Here is a 20,722-nt window from a genome sequence, read left to right as displayed (position 1 = left end):
CCAAAATGAAATTCAAATTATTCCTACTAACCTTTATTTGGGTTAGTCTTTCACAAGCGCAAACAAAAGACGAAATTAAAGATTTCTTTTGGGGCAAAAACGACGAATACAAAAGCCAAAATACTGTTCCAGATAAGTATAAAAACGAATCTGCAGTAGTAATTTACAAATATGAAGATTATGATTTTCATAAATTTGGTAAAAGCGTAACTTTTAGATCGGCATACAGAAAAAGAGTAAAACTAAACGATCAAGCTGCCGTTACAAGTTTTTCAGAATTTAGTTATTCTGAAAAATTAAATCCAAGATATGGAGCAGTAATAAAAACAGTTATTGGTATAAAAATTATTAAACCAAACGGAACCGAAAACATTATTAATACTGAAAAAGAAGCCGTTACCGTTGACAAGGAGAAAAAAATTGCGGTTCCAAATTTAGAAATTGGCGACATTATTGATTTCTATAATTATAGTACAGAAACCTTCAGTTCTACTTATGAATTTGGATTTGATGTAGTAGAAAGAACACTTGGTGAAAGTTATCCCATTTTAAATTACAAATTAACTTTTCAAACCGAAAATGATTTCTTTGTTAACTTCAACACTTACAATAATGGTCCCGAATTAAAACAAATTCCTTTAGATAAAAGTGGCGAACGTAAATATGAAATTGTAGCAACTGATATTCCAAAAAATGATTTTCCAAGATGGTTTTTACCATTAGTAGAACTTCCTTGTTATAAATTTCAAGTTTATTTTGCGCGTTCGGGAAAATTTGAACAAAGAGCTGCCGCTTTTTTACCTGAAAAAGAAAGCATCATTAAAAGAACAGTTTCTAAAGAAGATATTTTTAATTATTATGATACCAAATTTTATCCATCAGGCAATTTAAATGATGTAGAAAACTTTTTAAAAGGTAAAAACTTTAAATCTAATGAAGAAAAAGTAAACGCTGTATATTATTTTATGCGTCATCAATTTTACACAAGATACATTGAAGCTTTTGTAATTAACGATGCTAATATTATGAATCCTTTTGGACTTTATGGTTATGATCCTGTTTTCTTTACAAAAGAGGAGCAGTTCATTAATTATTTCATGCAATTTCTAAAAAAGCAAAAAATCGAATTTGATATCATAGTTGCTACGGGAAGAGAAAATGGACCAATAAGTGATGTATTAATTCAGGAAAACATTAGAATTCTTTTAAAAGTAAATACAGAAAGTCCTATTTATTTCGGAATTTTTGATCCTTTTTCTATCCCAAATCAATTTGACAGTACTTTAGAAAACACAAAAGCTTATGCTTTAAAAGTTTCAAAAAGTAAAAAAGTAAGTGATATTGAAGAAATAAAACTTCCAGGTTTAACCTATAAAGACAACGTCACAAAAGTGACAACTAATCTTTCAGTAAATGAAGATTTTACAACTGCAAATGCCACAAAAATTTCTTCATTATATGGTCATAATAAAGAGTTTGAGCACAATAGCAAAATTTTCTTCTATGATTATATTAGTGAAGATTATGAAAAATATGGAACTAGTCCAGTTTTAGATTTAGTTCGAAAACAAAAAGACAAAGACAAATACAAAAAAGAATACGCTGCTTTAATTGAAAAATTCAAACAAAATCAGGTTGAAAAATTCAAAAAGGAAATTGAAGAAGAATACGACATTAAAGTTGACAAACATGATTTAAAGGTTGATAAAACAGGAAGATTTGCAATCAATGAACCATTAGTGATTACAGAAAACTTCACTATTACTTCAAATTTTATCAAAAAAGCAGGAAACAATTATATTTTAGATATTGGAAAATTCATCAGTTCACAAGTAGATATTGAAGAAAAAGAATACGAAAGAACTAATAATATTTATACCATTTTCCCACGTTCTTTTGAATATACTATCAACTTAGATATTCCTGAGGGATATACTGTTAGTGGTTTAGAAAAACTAAACGTAAAAGTGGAAAATGAAACCGGAAGTTTTGTGAGCAAAGCCGAAATAAAAGACAATAAATTAGTTATTGTTTCCACAAAAAATTACATCAATTCGTACGAACCTAATGCCAATTGGAAAAAAATGATTGCCTTCTTAGATGCAGCATATCAATTTTCACAAGAGAAAGTATTACTTAAGAAGAATTAAAAAAAAACCGAGCTAAGCTCGGTTTTTTTTATGCTTTAAAAAACTCGTACCAAATTAAATCCAAAACCAAACTCGCCTTTTCCCCAATCACCTACTGTTTGTCCTAGATAACCTGTTTCATGCATTGCCGTTGCGTTAGTAAAATGCATTTGAAAAACGTGTCCGCCAGTTTCTAAATCAAAACCTATCGATAGCGGGTTTTTATAAATAGATTCGTTAGCGCGATTTAAATGAGCAACATAATCTACATTAAACGACCAACGTTTAGTTAACTTATAACGACCTCCAATTCCTATTGCATATTGTGTATTTTCTTGAGGATTTGGAGAAATTACCATATTATTTTCATCTAAAACATCACGTAATGTATTTTCGTGAAAAAGGGTTGGTGCTAATTCCAAAGATAACTTTTCTGAAAATTTTCGGGAAATTAAAATTTGAGTAGCAAAACTCAGACGATTTTCAAATTCTAATTTTGGATAATCTTCCTCTTTTAATTCGGTATTAACGGCAACACTATTAAATCCAACAATAGTTACTGGGAAATTATTTTCTCCTTGCGAAAACAAACGATATTTTGCCGCTGCATCATAGGTTTCTTGAAAACCACTTCTTGCTATATGAACTGTTAACCAATCATTTACTCCGTAAAGAAATTTTAGTTGGGTATTGGCATTGTCCAATCCAAAAAAATCGTCAAATCCATTATTTACAAATCCAAAACGATGGGCTACCACAAAATAAAAATCACCTTTTGCGGCTAATTTTGTAGATTCTAAATTCACAATTTTTAACGATTTAAAAGCCGATTCTACCTTTTGATTTTGAGGTACAGAATCGATTTCACTTAATAAATCATCTTGGGCAAATCCCAAAAATGGGAACATCAAGGCAAAAAAGAATGTTTTTTTCATAAAATTTGTTTTAATCAACTATTAGAATTTTAGAAGCTAATCCATTATCAGAATCAACTTTAACTATATACGTTCCTTTTTGTAAATTGGATGTTTCTATTCTTGAAGAAGTTGTATTTAGTGATTCCTTTTTAACCAATCTTCCTAAGTAATCATATATTAAAACGGTTGCATTAGGAGTTAAATCAGATAAATCAATAGTAACATAGTCTTTAGCAGGATTTGGATACATCTTAAATTCTGATAATACAAAATCGTTGTTTCCTAAAGTAAAATTAGCCGAAGTAACTCCTCTTCCACCATGATACGATAAAGTGTAGCTGTTTGCTGTACTTCCGTAAGCCCAAATCAAACTTATTGGATTTGGATTGGATGAGAATGTATAATCATTTGTGTCTCCCGTACTCAATACTCTAGTAGCAATAATAGTTCTAACAGTGCCACTTACTGTATTTGATGTTACTGTCCAATGCTGAGTTGGATCTGAGACTGGTGCTGAAAACCCAGTTAGATATCGATCAAATGAAGGCAATGCCACAGTATTTGCATGACAAACCACTACATCTGTTCCTGCGGTCATTGAACTAGCTCCAAAACCTAAAGCAAACCAGCGATTAGAGGGTCCAGTTAAAGTAAGCGTTACCAAAGTGTTTACATCTATCTTAGCTGTCATAGCAACACCTGCTGCATTATTCAAACTAATTGTTCCAGTTGAATACCCTTGTGCCGAACTGTAAAAAGTGGCTAAAAAATAAAATAAAAAAGTAATTTTTTTCATAATCTATAGTTTTAATAATTGTTGTATTTTTTCGTCTTTTAAGTTGATTGCATATGCTTTTGCCGTCATTCCCAAATTATCTTTTATGTCAATTTGAGTTTGATATTGCATTAAAAGTGCTATCATTTCATAATTTCTAAATTGAATAGCATAATGCAAAGCAGTAAAGCCATTTCCATCTTGTAAATCGGGATTAGCGTTGTGGTCTAGTAATAGTTTTGCTAATTTTTGATTTTTTTTAACTACCGAAGCCATTAATGCAGTTCCATTTGGGCTCACATTATTTAAATTGGCTTTTTGTTGAATTAGAAAAGTAGCTACATCATCATTACTGTTGTAACAGGCTAAAATCAAAGGCGTAAATCCTTGAGCGGTTTTACTTTCAATTAATTGAGGTTGTGCTGTTAATAAAGAAGTCATTTCGGCAACTGTTCCTCTTCTGGCAACATCAAAAATAGTGACTTGAGAAAAAACCGGAGAAAATCCCAAAAAAGCAATGATTAAAATAATTGATTTCATACGTTTCATTTTTATTCTTCTATTGTACATTGATCCATTCGTAGCTCGTTGAACAATTCGTCATAGCCAATAAATCGTCCTTTTAATTTTACCAATTCTCCCATCTTAGCGCTATTCATTTCATCTTTAGAAGTAGTAGCGATTAACTTGTTATCTAGCGTAATCGTGTTTTGTTTTAAATCCAATGCTGTAACATTTCCGTATATGGAAATAGTTTGGTCAGCATAAGTTACCGTTGAAGAATCAGGATTATTGATAAAACGTTGCGATAATTCACTCACACTAGTTTCAAAAGCGGCTTTTTCAGCATCAATATTGCGATGGGATTGATACATATAAAAATACAAAACAACAATGGCAGAAAGTAATACCAAAGCGACACCTAGTCCTAATCTAAATTTTAATTTTCTATTCATAACTAATACTTTTTAAAATGAAAAAAATGATACAAAAACTCCCAATTCTAGCTCTTATTTTAGTAACGTTTACACGTTGTAGCGAAGACAGTGTTTCCGACTTAACAGAAACCGACATTCCAACTTCAATAAGTTATCAAAATGATGTGAGACCCATAATTCAAAACAACTGTTTGAATTGCCATGGAAATCCAACCAATTTTGGCGCGCCCAATTCTTTAACTACTTACGAAAATGTGAAGGCTTCGGTTTTAAATAATTTAATTGACCGAATTTCAAGACCAGAAGGAACATCTGGAGCCATGCCGCTTGGTGGTCCTAGATTATCTCAAAATGATATAAATATTATTATAGCATGGCAAAATGCCGATTTTCCTCAATAACTAAATTTTAAGATTATGAAAACTAAAATAATTATGGCTTTACTTTTAATTAGTAGCCTCAGCTTTGCACAAGACAAATTAATTACGAAAACCGGAACCATAACTTTTGAAGCTTCGGTACCTTCATTTGAAGAAGTAAAAGCCAAAAATTCAGGTGTTTCTTGTGTATTAAATACGAAAACAGGTGAAATAGCTTCTTTAGCTTTACTGAAGGGATTCCGATTTAAAGTCGCTTTAATGGAAGAACATTTTAATGAAAATTATGTGGAAAGCGACAAATTTCCCAAAGCAACTTTTAAAGGAAAAATAGAGAATTTTGACTTATCTAAACTAACTCCAACTCCAAACAACTATACCATTAAAGGTAAATTAGAACTACATGGAAAATCAAAAGATATTGCCATTACAGCAAAAATTAAAAAAGGTAAAGATGGCATAGAAATTGTATCAGACTTTAGTGTCAATACAGACGATTTCGACATTGAAATTCCAAGTGTGGTTAGCAAAAAAGTTACCAAAAAAGTAAATGTTCGTTTTGAATTTGTATTGAAATAGTATTTTATTATATTTACCAATATTATTCAAACAAACTATTCAAATGAAAAAACTTACACAAATTGCATTAACTGCCTTATTATTTGTAGGAATTACAGCTACTGCTCAAACACAATTAAAAAAAGGTTCTGTAACTTACAGTATGACAATGCCTAATGTTAGCGAAGAAATGGCGGCTATGGGTGAAAGTACTATAACAGTTCACTTTGATGAAAAAACGCAAGCTACCGATATGAGTATGATGGGTGGTATGATGTTAATGAAAACCATCGTTCCTAATGAGAATAAAAAAGATTCGAAAATGACGGTTGAAGTAATGGGTATGAAATATGAAATTACTGATGCTGGAGAAGAAGCTTCAAAGAACGCAAATGGCATTACAAATTTAGACAATGCAAAAGATATTGTTTACGATAAAAAAGACACAAAAGAAATTGCAGGTTTTAAATGTTACAAAGCTACGGTAAATATGAATGATGGTACAAAAAGTACTTTCTACATTACTGAAGCAATTGTACCACAAATAAGTGCAACAGAATCTAAATTAAAACTTGCTGGTTACCCTTTAGAAATTACAACACAAACTGCTCAAGGAGAAATGGTTATGAAAGCCACTAAATTTTCAAAAGAAGTTCCTGCCGAAGCTTTTAAAGTTGGTGAAGGTTACACAAAAACAACTATGGAAGAATTCCAAAAACAAATGGGCGGTATGTAATACTAACTTCATTTATGATATAAGAAGCACTGAGAAATCGGTGCTTTTTTTGTTTGTTACAATCTGATAATGTAGAAAGTCTTTTTATTATTTGTAAGATTTTTTTATTATTTTTGAACAAAGATAAAACTGACGTTTGTCAGACATATACACCCAAAATTGGGTAGATAAGTCTGATTTTGTCAGACATATATACAAGTTAGCAGAAAATTTTGACAATAAAAAGGAAAAACAACGTTATTAAGGAATTATAAAGTCGAGAAAGCCGAAAAAACGACTATAAAAATAAAAGTAGGTCAACTAAAATATCTAATTTATTATGAGAAAGATTTTATTATTTTCACTATTAACAATTACATTAGTTTCTTGTGCTAAAAAAGAAGAAATTAAAAATTTTACTGAAGTTAATTCGACAGATGAACTTTTTGAACTTAAAAGTTCAATTAATGAAACAAATTCTGTAGATTTTTTAAAACATTTCTATGTAGTTTCCGTAGTTGAAGAATTCCAAAATAATAGTCCTAAAAAAATTGAGCTTATAAAAGAATTTAACAAAATAATTAAGGATAATAAAAATTTTACTTGTATTGAAATAGATAAAAACAAAGTTCTTGAAGTTTTAAAAAAATGTAATTCAAAAGAAGAATTGATTAAAGAAATAAGTGAGAACAAATCATTTTTTGATGACCCTGAACTTGAAGAAGGAATTAGAAATTACGAGTTAATTAAATTAACTGAACAAGCTTATGCAATTTATGGAAGAGTATGTGGAAGTGGTGCTGGTGATTGTGATAAGTATTTATTAATTTCTGATAATGAAAAAAATACTAAAGATTTTATTTTAGGAGAAAGTTACATTGACAAAAAAACAAAACCTGCAATTGAAAAATTACAAAGTAATTTAAAAACAAAATTTACTTTCGCAAATCCCATTTGTCTAAATTATGGTTCCGCTAAAATTAATGGTGAAGATTATATAACAACTGCTTATGCTGAAGGAGAAATAGAAAGTTTTCGTCCAATTTATAATTTAATAATAGCTTGTAACCTAAAGAATAACAAAATATTCTACTTGTATGATAACCCAAAATCTGAAAATGATAATTGGAAACACGATGTTGAAAAATTAGATGGTGAGGCTTTTTCTTGGGTAACTGAAAAAAATCCTGATTGGAAACAACTTGATTAATTAAATCTTCTGCTAACACAGGTTTTGCAAGATTGCGGGTTTTGGGCTTAATTTAAAGTTTGTTTTGTATCTTTAAGTTCAGTGTTTAACCGAAAGTTTTCGGCTTCTTTAGTCCGCAACCTCGCAAAGCCTGGGAACGTTAAATAGCAGTTTATGGCTACTCGCCATTCTTAAAGTATAAAGAAAAAAAATCCCAATCTTTCAATTGGGATTTTCTTTTTTATTTTTCAAACTCTTTTAAAGTATTGATGATAATCGCAACACAGTCTCTCAATTGCTCTTCTGTCATTACTAACGGCGGAGCAAAACGAATGATGTTTCCGTGTGTTGGTTTTGCTAATAAACCGTTTTCTGCTAAACGAACACAAATGTTCCAAGCGGTGTCGCTTTCTTCTGTGTCGTTAATTACCACAGCATTTAATAATCCTTTTCCTCTTACTAAAGTAGCAATGTTTGAAGTCTCGATAAACTTTGCTAATTCCTCACGGAAGATTTTTCCTAATTTTCTAGCATTTTGAGACAAACTTTCTTCCGAAACTACTTCTAAAGCCGCCATAGCAACCGCAGCCGCCACCGGATTTCCTCCAAAAGTAGAACCATGTTGTCCTGGCTTGATTACATTCATAATGCTATCATTTGCCAAAACCGCCGAAACTGGATAAGCACCACCTGATAATGCTTTTCCTAAAATTAAAATATCTGGTTGAGTATAAGTAGCTTGTTTTTCGCATTTTGCTTCACAAGTACAATTGCCACAAACTGCTAATAACGAACCCGTTCTTGCAATTCCTGTTTGCACTTCGTCAGCAATGAATAAAACGTTATTGGCTTCACAGATTGCTTTTGCTCTTTTAAGAAAATCTTCTGATGGAGTGTAAACGCCTGCTTCCCCTTGAATAGGTTCTACTAAGAATCCAGCAATATTTTTTGAGGAATTTACGGCTTTTTCTAAAGCTTCAATATCATCATAAGGAATGCTAATAAATCCTGCAGTATATGGTCCGAAGTTTTTACGTGCGTTTTCATCATTTGAAAATGAAATGATTGTGGTAGTTCTTCCGTGGAAGTTACCATCACAAACGATAATTTGTGCTTCGTTTTCGTTGATTCCTTTTTTCTCGTATGCCCATTTTCTACACAATTTTAAAGCGGTTTCTACTGCTTCAGCTCCCGTGTTCATTGGTAATACTTTATCAAATCCGAAATAGTTGGTTACAAATTGCTCGTAAACCCCTAATTTATCATTGTAAAATGCTCTTGATGTTAACGTTAAAGTTTGGGCTTGTTGCACCATTGCTCCTACAATTTTTGGATGACAATGTCCTTGATTTACCGCAGAATAAGCCGAAAGAAAATCGTAATATTTCTTTCCTTCTACATCCCAAACATAAACTCCTTCTCCTCTACTCAAAACTACTGGTAGTGGATGATAATTGTGTGCACCGTACTTGTCTTCTAATGCAATAGCTTCAGCCGAACTCATTTTTTCTAAAACTGACATAAAATTTTGTTATTGATTGTTACATCGCAATTCCTTCTTTATGGTGAGAAATCAACCGATTACAAAAGTAGTAAATTTTGTTGGAAGATGGAACTTGGATGCTGGAAGAAAAAACTCCAAACTCCCAACTTCGAACTCCCAACTCTTATTCAAACATTTCCAACAACGTCGTAACCGTATTCCAATTTCTAATTGTGGCGACAACGTTTAATTTTTTCTCAATATATTTTTGATCCAATCTGGTTTTTCCTGCTCCAACAGCGTATTTGATGTAAATTCTACTTTTATCGATAGCGGCTTCATCGGGTTTGAATTGACTTATTTTTAAATCATTTAAAGCGCCACTTGACAATTCTTTCGAAATAAAAGCGACGTACAATTTTTTAGTATCGCACTCTTTCTCTTTTAGATAAGAATTGTTTTTGAAACATGCTTCCAAATCTTCTTTACCAATTACCACCACAGGAACTTCCAATCCTAATTCTTTGAAAATTTCTTGTTTGATTTTAAACCCAACACTGGCGCCATGTTCTTCTTCCGAATCCACAAAAACATTGCCCGATTGAATATAAGTGCGTACATTTTGAAATCCGGCATTTTCTAAAAGCGATTTCAAAACGTCCATTTTTATCATGTTATGTCCGGAAACGTTAATTCCGCGAAGTAAGGCTAAGTGGGTTTTCATTTGGTGTAATTTGATGCAAAAATAGAATTTCCTACTTAATTCGGTTCAAAATATCGTTCATCATTTCGATTTGTACCTTTTGAATCTCAATTAACTCTTGTTGTTGGTGCATAACTAAATGATCAATTTTATCATCTAACATTCTAATTTCAAGTTCTGATTTCAAATTAATCATGTAATCTTTCTTGGCACGTTCACGGTCTTTTTCTTCCTGACGGTTTTGACTCATCATAATCACAGGGGCTTGTAATGCTGCAATACAAGACAAAATCAAATTCAATAAAATGAATGGATACGGATCAAATTCTTTGTTCGTAAAAATAATTACATTGGAACCAATCCAAATGGTAATAAAAATAAAAAAAGAGATAATAAATGTCCAACTTCCACCAAAAGATGCCACTTTATCAGCCACTATTTGTCCGTAGTTTCTAGTATCTGCTTCATCTTCTATTTTGGCTACAAACGAAGTATCGTCTCCTAATGATTTGATGACATCTTTCTCAAGATTAGAAAGTTCTCTAATTTCGGTTTGCAAGTATTTTGAAATGTATTTTTCACGATACACATTCAATTCTTGTATAGAAATAGAATCATTCACGTCAAAATTAGGATAATCTTCTAAAATTAGGTTTAAAATAGAGGTTCTTATGGTTTTTCCAAAAACCTGATCTTGTAGAGGAAATTCAATATTTGAAATAGCACTTATAAAAGTTTTATTGCTTCTCATAATTCAAAAACATTTTAGCTAATTTACGATTAAAACCATTGGATTCAATCAAATTGATTTTAAAAATAGTAGAAAACAAAAAAATCCTATCAAATCCACCTAACAATTCTTATTTTTGCCTCATGGGAAAAAAGAAAACAGACAAAATCGTATTCGAAAACGTAAAAATCCTTGATGCAGGTGCAAAAGGTGTATCGGTAGCAAAAGCTCCTGATGGCAAAGTAATATTTCTTCCAAATGTAGTGCCAGGCGATGTGGTAGACGTACAAACCATGAAGAAAAGAAAAGCTTACTATGAAGGTAAAGCAATTAAAATCCACGAATTTTCAGAACATAGAATTGATGCAGTTTGCGAGCATTTTGGTGCTTGTGGTGGTTGCAAATGGCAAAACATGAAATACAGCCAACAATTGTTCTATAAAAATCAGGAAGTTTATAATAATTTAAAACGAATTGGTAAGATTGAATTACCAGAATTCGAGCCAATTTTAGGTTCAGAAAAACAATTATTCTACAGAAATAAAATGGAATTTGGTTTCTCGAATGCGCGTTGGATGACCGATGCGGAAATTCAATCGGGAACTGAATTTGATAATAAAAATGCATTAGGATTTCATATTCCTAGAATGTGGGATAAGATTTTAGATATTGAAAAATGTCATTTACAAGAAGATCCATCGAACGAAATTCGTAACGAAATCAAACGTTTTGCAAACGAAAATAATCTTACGTTCTTCAATGCAAGAGCTGTGGAAGGTTTATTGCGAACGTTAATGATTCGTACTGCTTCAACCGGAGAACTTATGGTGTTGATTCAGTTTTATGAAAACGATAAAAACGGAATCGAATTGATGATGAATTTCTTGGCAGAGCGTTTTCCACAAATTACTTCGTTACAATATGTTATCAATCAGAAATTGAATGATACGTTGTATGACCAAGACATTATTTTGTTTAAAGGTCGTAATTATATTTTGGAAGAAATGGAAGGTTTGCATTTTAGTATTAATGCGAAATCGTTCTATCAAACCAATTCGGATCAAGCGTATGAATTGTACAAAATTACTAGAGAATTTGCTGGATTAACCGGAAACGAAACCGTTTACGATTTATATACCGGAACAGGAACTATTGCGCAATTCGTTTCCAAACAAGCGAAAAAAGTAATTGGCGTTGAAGCCGTTCCAGAAGCGATTATTGATGCAAAAGCCAATGCAACACGCAATAACATTACGAATTGTGAGTTTTATGTAGGTGATATGAAAAACGTTTTCAACGACGAATTCATCAACCAACACGGACAACCAGATGTCATCATCACCGATCCACCAAGAGATGGAATGCATAAAGATGTGGTAGAAATGTTATTAAAAACTGATGTACCAAAAATTGTGTATGTAAGCTGTAATTCGGCAACACAAGCCCGTGATTTAGCTTTAATGGACGAAAAATACAAAGTAGTTCGTGTGCGTCCTGTGGATATGTTCCCGCAAACGCATCATGTGGAAAACGTGGTTCTTTTAGAAAAACGATAATACTTGTCACATTGAGCCTGTCGAAATGTTACAAAAAGACTTCGACAAGCTCAGTCTGACAGAATAAAATAAATATGAAAAAAATAGTTGTTATAACCCTATCCTTACTTTTAGCACTTTCATTTTGGAACTGCGAAAAAGATGATATTTGTGCCGAAGGAACGCCCGTAACACCTCGTTTAATAATTGAGTTTTACGATGCGGCTAATCCTACCGTTTTGAAGAATGTTACGAATTTAGGAGTAATTGAACCTACTTTCACAGAAGGTATTCCTTTTAATGGAGTTTCTAAAATTCAAGTTCCATTGCGAACAACGGCTGATATTACTACTTTGAATTTTACACAAAACGGAAGCGACACTAATTCTACAAATGATAATATTGATGCGATTACTTTTAACTATGAAAGAATCAATGAATATGTTTCTCGTGCTTGTGGCTATAAAACACTATTTTATTTAAATGACATCAATCCAATTGTATTAACTGCTGATGGCAACAACTGGATTCAAAACATTGAAGTAATACAACCTAATATAGAAACCGAAAATGAAGTACATGTTAAGATTTATTTTTAGTCTGAGCTTGGTTTGTATTTCGTTATTAGGAAATGCACAAACTAAAGACACCGCAAAAGTTATGTATCCTGAACGCTATGGTTTGCGCTTGGGAGTTGATTTACACAAAATAGCACGTTCGTTTTACGAAAAAGACTATAGAGGTTTTGAAGTGGTAGGAGATTATCGTTTAACCAAGCGTTTTTACATAGCAGGTGAAATTGGAAACGAAGACAAAACCGTGGACGATGACCGCTTGAACTTTACTACAAAAGGAACATATTTTAAAGTAGGTTTTGATTACAATTCGTTTGAAAACTGGCTCGACATGGAAAACATGATTTACGCCGGAATGCGATATGGAGTTAGTAGTTTTAGCCAAACTTTAAACAGCTACACCATTTATGACCCAACGAACTATTACGGAGAAAACACCATAATTTCAGGAGCAGAATTCGATGGCTTAAATGCAAGTTGGTTAGAAGTTGTAGGTGGTATCAAAGCTGAGTTATTTAATAACCTTTATATGGGTTTTTCGGTACGATTGAACTATTTGGTTTCCAACAAAAAACCAGATAATTTTGACAACCTTTTCATACCTGGTTACAACCGAACGTATGACGGAAAATTTGGAGCAGGATTTAACTACACCTTGAGTTATTTTATTCCAATTTACAAGAAAAACAAAACTACAACTGAGAAAAAATAAAATGAAAATTAAATTTCTAGTTCTTACTACATTATTCAGTTTAAATTTATTCAGCCAAAATTCAAAACTTAGTGTAGAATTAAATTACCCAATACCTTTTGACAATAATTTTATTGCAGAAAATTATAAAAGCATCGTTGATGTTGGAGTAAAATACCGTTTCATTAATTCAAAAGTTATCAATGTTGGGGTAGCATTTAACGCAGGGGTTTTATACTTTGATAATAAAAGTTACTTTCAAGATTATAAAGTAACCAACTATATGCTTCAACCTAAAATATTTGGTGAATTTAATATTCAAAAATTCCAACCTTTTATTGGCATAGGATATACCTCAATGATTTTTAATTACAAAGGAAGCAACAATGGATTTGATATTAGCAATGAAAGTGACACACAAAGTGGAATTGATTTTAATATTGGTTTAAAATACAAGGCTTTAAAAAATGTTTTTATTCAAATTCAATATGATTACATAGTACTTAATGTTGGAGATGAAATCCCTAGAACAAAATACAATACAAATGTAAATTTATTAAAAATAGGATTAGGTTATCAATTTAATTAATGGTCCTTTCAATAATAAAAAATTAATATGATATATAAAAAAGGCAGTCATTTAGACTGCCTTTTTTATTATTTTATCTCTTCAAAGAGAAGTGTGCTTTAAATTGTTTTGCGACTCCATTTTCTGTATAATCTAATGAGAACCAATAATCGGTTGATGGAAGCAGTTCTTGGTTATACGTTCCATCCCAACCTTCACTATCATCAGTAGCACTTAACTGTTTTAACAATTTACCATAACGGTCAAAAATGTACAATTTAGCTCCTGGTTGGTTCAGTCCGATAATATTCCATGTATCGTTTATTCCATCTCCATTTGGTGTGAAATAATTTGGATAATCTATTATGGTAACTAATTGTGTCATAAATGTACAACCCTCTGTATCAAGAACGGTTACTAAATGTTGCCCTGTACTTACACCTGTAAATACATTAGAAGATTGTAACGAACCTTCATCTAACGAATATAGTAAGGTTCCGGTTCCATCTGGAACTGTTACGGTAATAGTAGCATTATCACTAAAATATTCACTTTGAACTACTGTCATTGAAGTTGCTGGCATTGTTTCACTTACTGTAGCTGTAACCATTGATGATGAACAACCTGTTAACCAATTTGTAGCTATAACACTATAAGTGTCTGCTTCATCAACTACTAATGTTGCATTTATTTCACCTGGAATGGTATCTCCATTACTATCAAACCATTCAAAGTCATAATCAATATCATTTAAACCTGTATTTAAAGTGTAGGTTTGATAAACTTCTCCATCAGCTGTAATACAAATATTACCATCTACTAATTTTGGTAATGGTGCTGGATTTACATTCACTCTATAATCGGTATAACTACCCTCGCACTCGCCTAGACTTGTTCGAACTCGGTAAATTACATATCCACCTTGGGTAGAGGTCAAAATATCATTGATAGGCTGCGGTGCAATTCCTGAACCTATATTGGCTCCTGATACATTTACAACAGTTAGTACTTCCCATTCTATTTCTGTTCCTGCTATCAAGGGCGACACATCAATCATTAAATTGGTAGGTTGTCCACTACAAATGGTTTTATCTGGTGATGGAACAGCAATTCCTGGATTTGGATTCACCGTTACAATTGCGCTTTGAAGCGTATTTCCAACACATCCATTTTTAACGGCTGATACTTCAAAATAAATTGTTCCTGCTACAAGTGGATCACTTGTAATTATTTGTAAATCAAAACCTGTTGTGGTTGATATAGCAGTAATTGTTCCTGAAGTCGTTCCTCCTACAACAGTTACACCATTTGTAATAGCAGTCCAATTATAAGTAATTCCACTAATATTACCTGAAATTTCAACATGAACATTATTATTACCATTTGTTGCTGAACACACAGAAGTATCTGTAACGGCTACTACTTCTACAACTGGGTTTGGATTAATAGTAATTGTAATCGCTTCAGATTCATCACCAGCACATCCGTTAGCATAAGGTGTAATTTTAACAGTAACAGTTCCAATAGTCTCAGAATTATTAAGTGTGACTATTTGATTAATATTCGACTCATCTCCGCTAGTAACGAAAGTTCCTGAAACATTAGATATGGTAGCACTCCATATAAATGTCGTATTTGGTAAATTACTACTTAAAATAAAATCTAAAGGGCTTCCATCACAAATAGAATTAGTTACTGTGTAAGTTAAAACAGGACGTCCTGTAATTGTAATGGTTCCCGAAGCTGTTGCTTGTGGATTACAACCACCTGTAGTTACAATGGAATAACTTGATACTCCAGCTACATTTGTAGCGCCAGAAATAGTTAACAAACCAGTTGTAGCATCATAACTGTGTGTAATTCCTGCTGGTAATCCTAAAACAGAAACACCTGTTGCAGTGCCAGTAACTTGATATTGAATTGGATCAATTGTCGTATCTGCACATCTTGATTGATTTGCTGTACTAGCTGCTGAAACCAATGTTATAGTGGTATCCGCAAACAAATTAGCGGTAGAACTCAACACGACATTCGACGAACAAATTCCATCAAAAACACTAATTGTACTTAATGTTGTACTACTTGTTATTCCTGAAACATTCACAACTCCTTCACCTAAAGCATCAATTGCAACGGTTTGGGCAGGATTTCCATCAATAGAATAACTTACTTGTGTATTTGGACTTGCATTTATAGTAAAGCTTACTGTTGAACCTGAACATATTGGTCCGTTATTAGTAACGCTAACTATTGTTGGCAAAGGTAATTGTTGCGCTATTACAAAAGAAGTAGAATTTGCAGATGCGCAACTTCCATTTCCAGCCGAAACAAAATAAGATGTCCCAAATGTCATTCCAGAAATTAGTCCAGATGCATCAACTGAAGGTCCAACTGGGTCAAAAATATAACTTTGACCTGCTACATAATTGGTAATCCTTGCAAATCCATTCGCTAAACACGTTGGAGCAGTAACTGATACTAATGGAACAGCTGGAACTAGTAACATTGGATTATTAACAAAACTATTTGAAACTGCTGAAGTACATAATGATGAATTAGTACTTGTTACTTCATAACTAGTTCCTAAAACCATTCCTTGAATTATTCCCGAAGAATTAATAGTAGGTCCTAATGGATTAAAAGTATAATTTAAAGTTGGATTATAATTAGTGATTGTACTAAATCCGTTTGCTGAACATGTTGGTGCCGTTACGCTAACAATTGGAGCGGCTGGTGTAGGTAAAATCGAATTTACACTAAATGGAGTTGTATTTGCTGAAGCACAACTTCCGTTTCCAGTAGTAAGAGTGTAAGGTGTTCCAAATAGCATTCCTGAAATCACGCCAGTTGAAGCAATTGTTGGACCTGCAGGATTGAAAGTATAAGTTTGACCTGTTACATAATTGGTTATAGTAGCTGAGCCATTTGATGTACATGTTGGTGCAGTAACATTAACAATTGGAACAACCGGTGAAGTATTGACTGTAATTGTAACATCATCAAAACAACTCAAATCACTTGATGTCCATCTAAAAACATTTGCTCCTGCTGACAATCCACTTACTTGTGTATTAGGAGAAGTATTCGATGTGAAATTTCCAGTTCCAGAAACAACACTCCAAGTTCCAGTTGCAGGTGAATTTGCCGCTAAATTTGTAGATGTAGAATTGCATATCGATTGATTTACACCAGCATCACATTGTTGAGGAGTAAAACTACCTCCTTCTAAATAAACTACACTATCTAAACTTCCGTCGGAAACATCAGTAATAATTAACTTAATATGATACGTTTGTCCTGGTGTTAAATTAGATTGAGAAGCGGTTAAAATCTGAGTATTACCATTTAAATGCGTTCCATCAATTCTTCCCGAAAATTCAGGTGAAACTACATTTTGAACCCAATTAGGATTGGAAAGCAAACAAGCGGAAGAATCTCCATCAGGACCGATAACGCCATCATTTACAGAATTAATAGAAACCTGAGAACCATTTGGTAAAACAGCCATATTTCTAGCATCATTACTAAAACCTTGACCTCCTGAAATACCAGGGCCACTAATTAAAAATCCAAATTTATCATTGAATTCGGTACATTGATAATTGGAATCAACACCGTTATTATACTCTTCAGAACCAAAAACATATCTAAAAGTAACTGAAGTATGAACAGTTACAAAGTCAAACTCTAAAATTGTGGCATTATAATACCCTTGAGCATCTGCTAATACGGCTAAATCATTAACAAAAGTAGAACATGTCCCATCTTGTTGTACTAATCCAGGAGTACAGTCAGCATAAAACTCATCCATCAAAGGAGGTGGAGTTGTAGGCGTTCCAAGTGGTGCTGGAATATCTGAGGTTTTTCCAGTGGTTAAAACAATTCCATTAGCAAAACCCATCTGGCTTAAAGTTGTTGTAGCTGTTGAAAAATAACCTACTTGATATTTGCTATTATCACCATAAACACCTCTGTAAGCTACATTAGAAATCGTAACACCACTCATTGGAGGAACTAAGACTCCATTAATTAATTGATTTGGAGTATAAATGGTATTATTAATTGTAATTTGGGCTTTTAACTGAAAACTTAAAAGTAAAATTAGTAGTGCAAATAGCTTTTTCTGGAATGTCATTACAGTAATTATTGATTAACAAAAACTATGTAAAATTATTACTAAATTTCACAAGCACAAAACCTTTCTTTAAGAATTTTCCTTAAAAAATTAAAAAAAATACTTTTTATAGTTAATCTAAATTTATCATAAACAAGGTTACCAATTACAGTACTATTTTACAACAAATAAAGCTTGCTTTTTAATTACTCGCAAAGTTATTTCATCACAATTTACAAGAAGAACAAAACTACAACAGCAAAAAAATATAATAAAAAAGTGTTACAAAAGTGGCACTTTGTTTTGTGCGTGGAATTTATAATGTTGTAACTATTTTATTATATTTGATAAAACAAAAAAGTATGATGGTTATCATACATATAAACAAGTTATGAGCAATATTTGAACAACACTGTACTATTATGAGATATTTTTTAACGTCAATACTTATTTTATCATTCACAACGAATTTTTATTCCCAAGATAGTAATCTTAACTTTATAAGATTATCATATAGTCATTCAGCAATAAGTGAAAGCAAAATTGATATATTTATCAATAAAGATTCTCCAAATAAAAATCATTTTTTTGTTTCTGTGATAACATCTGAATCGCAAAAGAAATATTCAATAGAAAATAAAAAAATGTTAGAATTGAAAGAAGCTATTATAAAAATATCACCAAGCGATATCATAAAGGAGAATAGAATGTGTCTCGATGGCAGTGATACTGAAATAAGTTTTTCAAATAGTGTTGTCGGAAATACCGAGGTAAAGTATTCTGTACATTGTTTGAGCAGCCAAGATGACAAAACTGCTTGGAAAGATTTTTTAAATGTGGTCAATATGATTTTAGACATTGCAAAAATGAAATTTACTGATTTAAAATAAATACTGCCCATAACTCCCAGCTAGCGCGAGCGTCACGCTCGTGAACATAATATTAAAAACAATAAAATGAGATATTTAAGAATTACTGGAATTCGAATCCTATTAAGCTTTTTTTTAGCCAATATGGCAATTGCCTTGTTGTTTGAAAATCCAAGTTATAACTTCCCAAAAATCCTATTGCATTTATTATTTATGGGATTAGCCTACTACGGATTAACACTTTTTGTAAATAACAAGAAAAAATAATCTTAATAAAAAATCCCGAGCTCACACTCGGGATTTTTTTATTCTATTTCTTTCACACCTTTTATAAAAAACCACTTCATGTAGATTTTCTCACCGTTGTGGGTTTTAATCGCTTGAAATTTAGGAGCTAAAATTAAAGCTACCATAAAAGCGGTCATTGGTATCCAAAGTCCATTCAAATGCGTGAATTCGTCCACTAAATATAATGTTGGTAAATAAATCACCACAAATCCTAAGAAGTTATATAAGAAAGATTTTACTTTTTTATTCATTGTTTAAAATGTTTAATTGATAAATTGTTGAACTGTTAAATTGTCAAAATGACTTTTCACTTTTCACTTTTCACTTTTTACTTTTACTCTTCAGTATTAATATACTTTCCTTTCTTACTGCCTTCGTACATTTCGTATTTCACTAAACGTGCTTCAAGCTTTCCGTTGAAAAGTTTAATTTTTCTACTTGGTTTCAAGCCTACGAATTTCAATGCTTCTAAATTCGCAGTAATAAACCAAGCGTTGGTATTTGGATAATTTTGTTTTAAAGTGTCACCAATTTCTCTGTAAAAACGCTCCATATCAATATCCAAACGCTCACCATAAGGCGGATTGAATACCATGTGCAATGGCCCTTCGGTTTCTTTTTTTGAATCGAAGAAGTTTTCATTTGAAATTGTGATGTATTCGTCTAAATTGGCATTTCTAACGTTATCTTTTGCTTTTGAAACCGCACTTGGCGCTTTGTCATACCCTTTAATAGTATAATGAAATTCGCGTGTTTTCTTTAATAACGATTCCATAATGTTATCAAACAATTCGGCATCCCAATCTTTCCATTTTTCAAAACCAAATTCCTTACGATTAATATTCGCTGGTACGTTACAAGCAATCATTGCAGCTTCTGCCAAAATAGTTCCCGAACCACACATTGGGTCTAAAAAATGACTTTTTCCTTCCCAACCTGATAAAATCAACATTCCGGCTGCTAAAACTTCGTTTATTGGAGCAATATTCGTAGCCGTTCTATAACCTCTATGGTGCAACGAAGCGCCTGAAGAATCTAACGAAACCGTTACATTATCTCTATCAATGTGCACGTGAATTTGTAAATCTGGGAAATCTTTATCGATACTTGGACGCTTTCCGTTCAAATCTCTAAATTGATCTACAATTGCATCTTTGGTTTTCAAAGCCACAAACTGACTGTGATTGAAGTTTTCAGAATGCAATGTAGTTTCTACTAAAAACGTATTGTGTTCAGTCAAATAATCCGACCAATCAATCGCTCTAATACCTTCATACAAGGCTTTATCGTTATGAGCTTTAAACGTTTTAATCGGTTTTAAGATTTTTAAAGCCGTACGAAGAGCCAAATTGGCTTTGTACATAAATCCTTTATCGCCTTTAAAACTCACCACACGTGTACCGATTTCCACTTGTTGTGCACCAAGAATTTGTAATTCTCTAGCTAATATTTCTTCAAAACCAAAGAAGGTTTTGGCAGTCATTTTATAATTTTCCATTCTTCAATTTCAAGTTCAATTGCAAAAATCAATTGCAATCGCAATAATTAAGGTATTCTTGTGCAAAAAT

21 protein-coding genes are annotated in these 20,722 nt (G+C 32.2%); 11 read left to right on the top strand and 10 right to left on the bottom strand.

The window, feature by feature from the left end; genetic code table 11:
* Window positions 1-5: 5 nt before the first annotated feature.
* Complete coding sequence (locus AAEO58_RS05605; protein WP_341682577.1) at window positions 6-2,150, top strand: DUF3857 domain-containing protein; 2,145 nt, start codon at window positions 6-8, stop codon at window positions 2,148-2,150.
* Between the two features lie 35 nt (window positions 2,151-2,185).
* Here the strand turns inward: AAEO58_RS05605 and AAEO58_RS05600 are convergent, their stop codons facing one another.
* The 4 genes from AAEO58_RS05600 to AAEO58_RS05585 are packed head-to-tail and all read right to left on the bottom strand — an operon-like array spanning window position 2,186 to window position 4,777.
* The gene (locus tag AAEO58_RS05600) at window positions 2,186-3,064 is read right to left on the bottom strand and encodes a DUF5777 family beta-barrel protein (protein WP_341682576.1); all 879 of its coding nucleotides are present in this window, start codon (window positions 3,062-3,064) and stop codon (window positions 2,186-2,188) included.
* Between the two features lie 10 nt (window positions 3,065-3,074).
* Window positions 3,075-3,842 (bottom strand): T9SS type A sorting domain-containing protein, encoded by a 768-nt coding sequence (locus tag AAEO58_RS05595; RefSeq protein ID WP_341682575.1) that lies wholly within the window; start codon window positions 3,840-3,842, stop codon window positions 3,075-3,077.
* A 3-nt stretch (window positions 3,843-3,845) separates the two neighbouring features.
* Window positions 3,846-4,361, bottom strand: a complete 516-nt coding sequence (locus AAEO58_RS05590) for an ankyrin repeat domain-containing protein (RefSeq protein ID WP_341682574.1) — start codon at window positions 4,359-4,361, stop codon at window positions 3,846-3,848.
* 11 nt (window positions 4,362-4,372) lie between these two features.
* Window positions 4,373-4,777 (bottom strand): OB-fold protein, encoded by a 405-nt coding sequence (locus AAEO58_RS05585; RefSeq protein ID WP_341682573.1) that lies wholly within the window; start codon window positions 4,775-4,777, stop codon window positions 4,373-4,375.
* A 26-nt stretch (window positions 4,778-4,803) separates the two neighbouring features.
* Between AAEO58_RS05585 and AAEO58_RS05580 the strand changes: the two genes are divergently transcribed.
* The 4 genes from AAEO58_RS05580 (at window position 4,804) to AAEO58_RS05565 (ending at window position 7,619) form a co-directional block, all read left to right on the top strand.
* Entirely contained in the window at window positions 4,804-5,160 is a 357-nt protein-coding gene (locus tag AAEO58_RS05580; protein ID WP_341682572.1) for a c-type cytochrome, read from the top strand.
* A gap of 15 nt (window positions 5,161-5,175) precedes the next feature.
* The gene (locus AAEO58_RS05575) at window positions 5,176-5,715 is read left to right on the top strand and encodes a YceI family protein (RefSeq protein ID WP_341682571.1); all 540 of its coding nucleotides are present in this window, start codon (window positions 5,176-5,178) and stop codon (window positions 5,713-5,715) included.
* Between the two features lie 43 nt (window positions 5,716-5,758).
* The gene (locus tag AAEO58_RS05570) at window positions 5,759-6,430 is read left to right on the top strand and encodes a hypothetical protein (protein WP_341682570.1); all 672 of its coding nucleotides are present in this window, start codon (window positions 5,759-5,761) and stop codon (window positions 6,428-6,430) included.
* Between the two features lie 319 nt (window positions 6,431-6,749).
* A complete protein-coding gene (locus AAEO58_RS05565; protein WP_341682569.1) occupies window positions 6,750-7,619 on the top strand; it encodes a hypothetical protein in 870 nt (289 codons plus the stop codon).
* A gap of 220 nt (window positions 7,620-7,839) precedes the next feature.
* Here the strand turns inward: AAEO58_RS05565 and rocD are convergent, their stop codons facing one another.
* The 3 genes from rocD to AAEO58_RS05550 form a co-directional block, all read right to left on the bottom strand.
* Window positions 7,840-9,120 carry an ornithine--oxo-acid transaminase gene (gene rocD, locus AAEO58_RS05560; RefSeq protein WP_133607734.1) on the bottom strand — a complete coding sequence of 427 codons (1,281 nt, stop codon included), beginning with the start codon at window positions 9,118-9,120 and terminating at the stop codon, window positions 7,840-7,842.
* Between the two features lie 145 nt (window positions 9,121-9,265).
* A complete protein-coding gene (locus tag AAEO58_RS05555) occupies window positions 9,266-9,805 on the bottom strand; it encodes a DUF1697 domain-containing protein (RefSeq protein ID WP_133607736.1) in 540 nt (179 codons plus the stop codon).
* Between the two features lie 31 nt (window positions 9,806-9,836).
* Window positions 9,837-10,535 (bottom strand): DUF1003 domain-containing protein, encoded by a 699-nt coding sequence (locus AAEO58_RS05550; protein ID WP_341682568.1) that lies wholly within the window; start codon window positions 10,533-10,535, stop codon window positions 9,837-9,839.
* Between the two features lie 122 nt (window positions 10,536-10,657).
* Here AAEO58_RS05550 and rlmD point away from each other — a divergent pair, with 122 nt between their 5' ends.
* The 4 genes from rlmD to AAEO58_RS05530 all read left to right on the top strand — a co-directional run bounded on the left by rlmD (window position 10,658) and on the right by AAEO58_RS05530 (window position 13,904).
* The gene (rlmD, locus tag AAEO58_RS05545) at window positions 10,658-12,070 is read left to right on the top strand and encodes a 23S rRNA (uracil(1939)-C(5))-methyltransferase RlmD (protein ID WP_341682567.1); all 1,413 of its coding nucleotides are present in this window, start codon (window positions 10,658-10,660) and stop codon (window positions 12,068-12,070) included.
* Window positions 12,071-12,144: 74 nt separating this feature from the next.
* Complete coding sequence (locus AAEO58_RS05540; protein WP_341682566.1) at window positions 12,145-12,648, top strand: DUF6452 family protein; 504 nt, start codon at window positions 12,145-12,147, stop codon at window positions 12,646-12,648.
* The gene (locus AAEO58_RS05535; RefSeq protein WP_341682565.1) at window positions 12,629-13,336 is read left to right on the top strand and encodes a DUF6048 family protein; all 708 of its coding nucleotides are present in this window, start codon (window positions 12,629-12,631) and stop codon (window positions 13,334-13,336) included. Before AAEO58_RS05540 ends, AAEO58_RS05535 begins: the two co-directional genes overlap by 20 nt.
* Window position 13,337: 1 nt before the next feature.
* Window positions 13,338-13,904 carry an outer membrane protein gene (locus tag AAEO58_RS05530; protein WP_341682564.1) on the top strand — a complete coding sequence of 189 codons (567 nt, stop codon included), beginning with the start codon at window positions 13,338-13,340 and terminating at the stop codon, window positions 13,902-13,904.
* A 73-nt stretch (window positions 13,905-13,977) separates the two neighbouring features.
* Here the strand turns inward: AAEO58_RS05530 and AAEO58_RS05525 are convergent, their stop codons facing one another.
* Entirely contained in the window at window positions 13,978-18,018 is a 4,041-nt protein-coding gene (locus AAEO58_RS05525) for a choice-of-anchor L domain-containing protein (protein ID WP_341682563.1), read from the bottom strand.
* A gap of 401 nt (window positions 18,019-18,419) precedes the next feature.
* Between AAEO58_RS05525 and AAEO58_RS05520 the strand changes: the two genes are divergently transcribed.
* Both AAEO58_RS05520 and AAEO58_RS05515 read left to right on the top strand, forming a co-directional pair.
* A complete protein-coding gene (locus AAEO58_RS05520; RefSeq protein ID WP_341682562.1) occupies window positions 18,420-18,887 on the top strand; it encodes a hypothetical protein in 468 nt (155 codons plus the stop codon).
* Between the two features lie 66 nt (window positions 18,888-18,953).
* On the top strand, window positions 18,954-19,133 hold the full coding sequence (locus tag AAEO58_RS05515) for a hypothetical protein (RefSeq protein WP_341682561.1): 180 nt from the start codon (window positions 18,954-18,956) through the stop codon (window positions 19,131-19,133).
* Between the two features lie 38 nt (window positions 19,134-19,171).
* Here AAEO58_RS05515 and AAEO58_RS05510 read toward each other — a convergent pair whose 3' ends face one another.
* Complete coding sequence (locus AAEO58_RS05510) at window positions 19,172-19,405, bottom strand: hypothetical protein (RefSeq protein ID WP_133607754.1); 234 nt, start codon at window positions 19,403-19,405, stop codon at window positions 19,172-19,174.
* Between the two features lie 83 nt (window positions 19,406-19,488).
* Entirely contained in the window at window positions 19,489-20,652 is a 1,164-nt protein-coding gene (locus AAEO58_RS05505) for a THUMP domain-containing class I SAM-dependent RNA methyltransferase (RefSeq protein WP_341682560.1), read from the bottom strand.
* Window positions 20,653-20,722 lie beyond the last annotated feature (70 nt).

The organism is Flavobacterium helocola (assembly GCF_038289885.1).
GTDB classification, from domain to species: domain Bacteria; phylum Bacteroidota; class Bacteroidia; order Flavobacteriales; family Flavobacteriaceae; genus Flavobacterium; species Flavobacterium cheniae.
The sequence above is the reverse complement of the archived record's forward strand: the minus strand, read 5'-3'. Positions and strand labels throughout refer to the sequence as shown.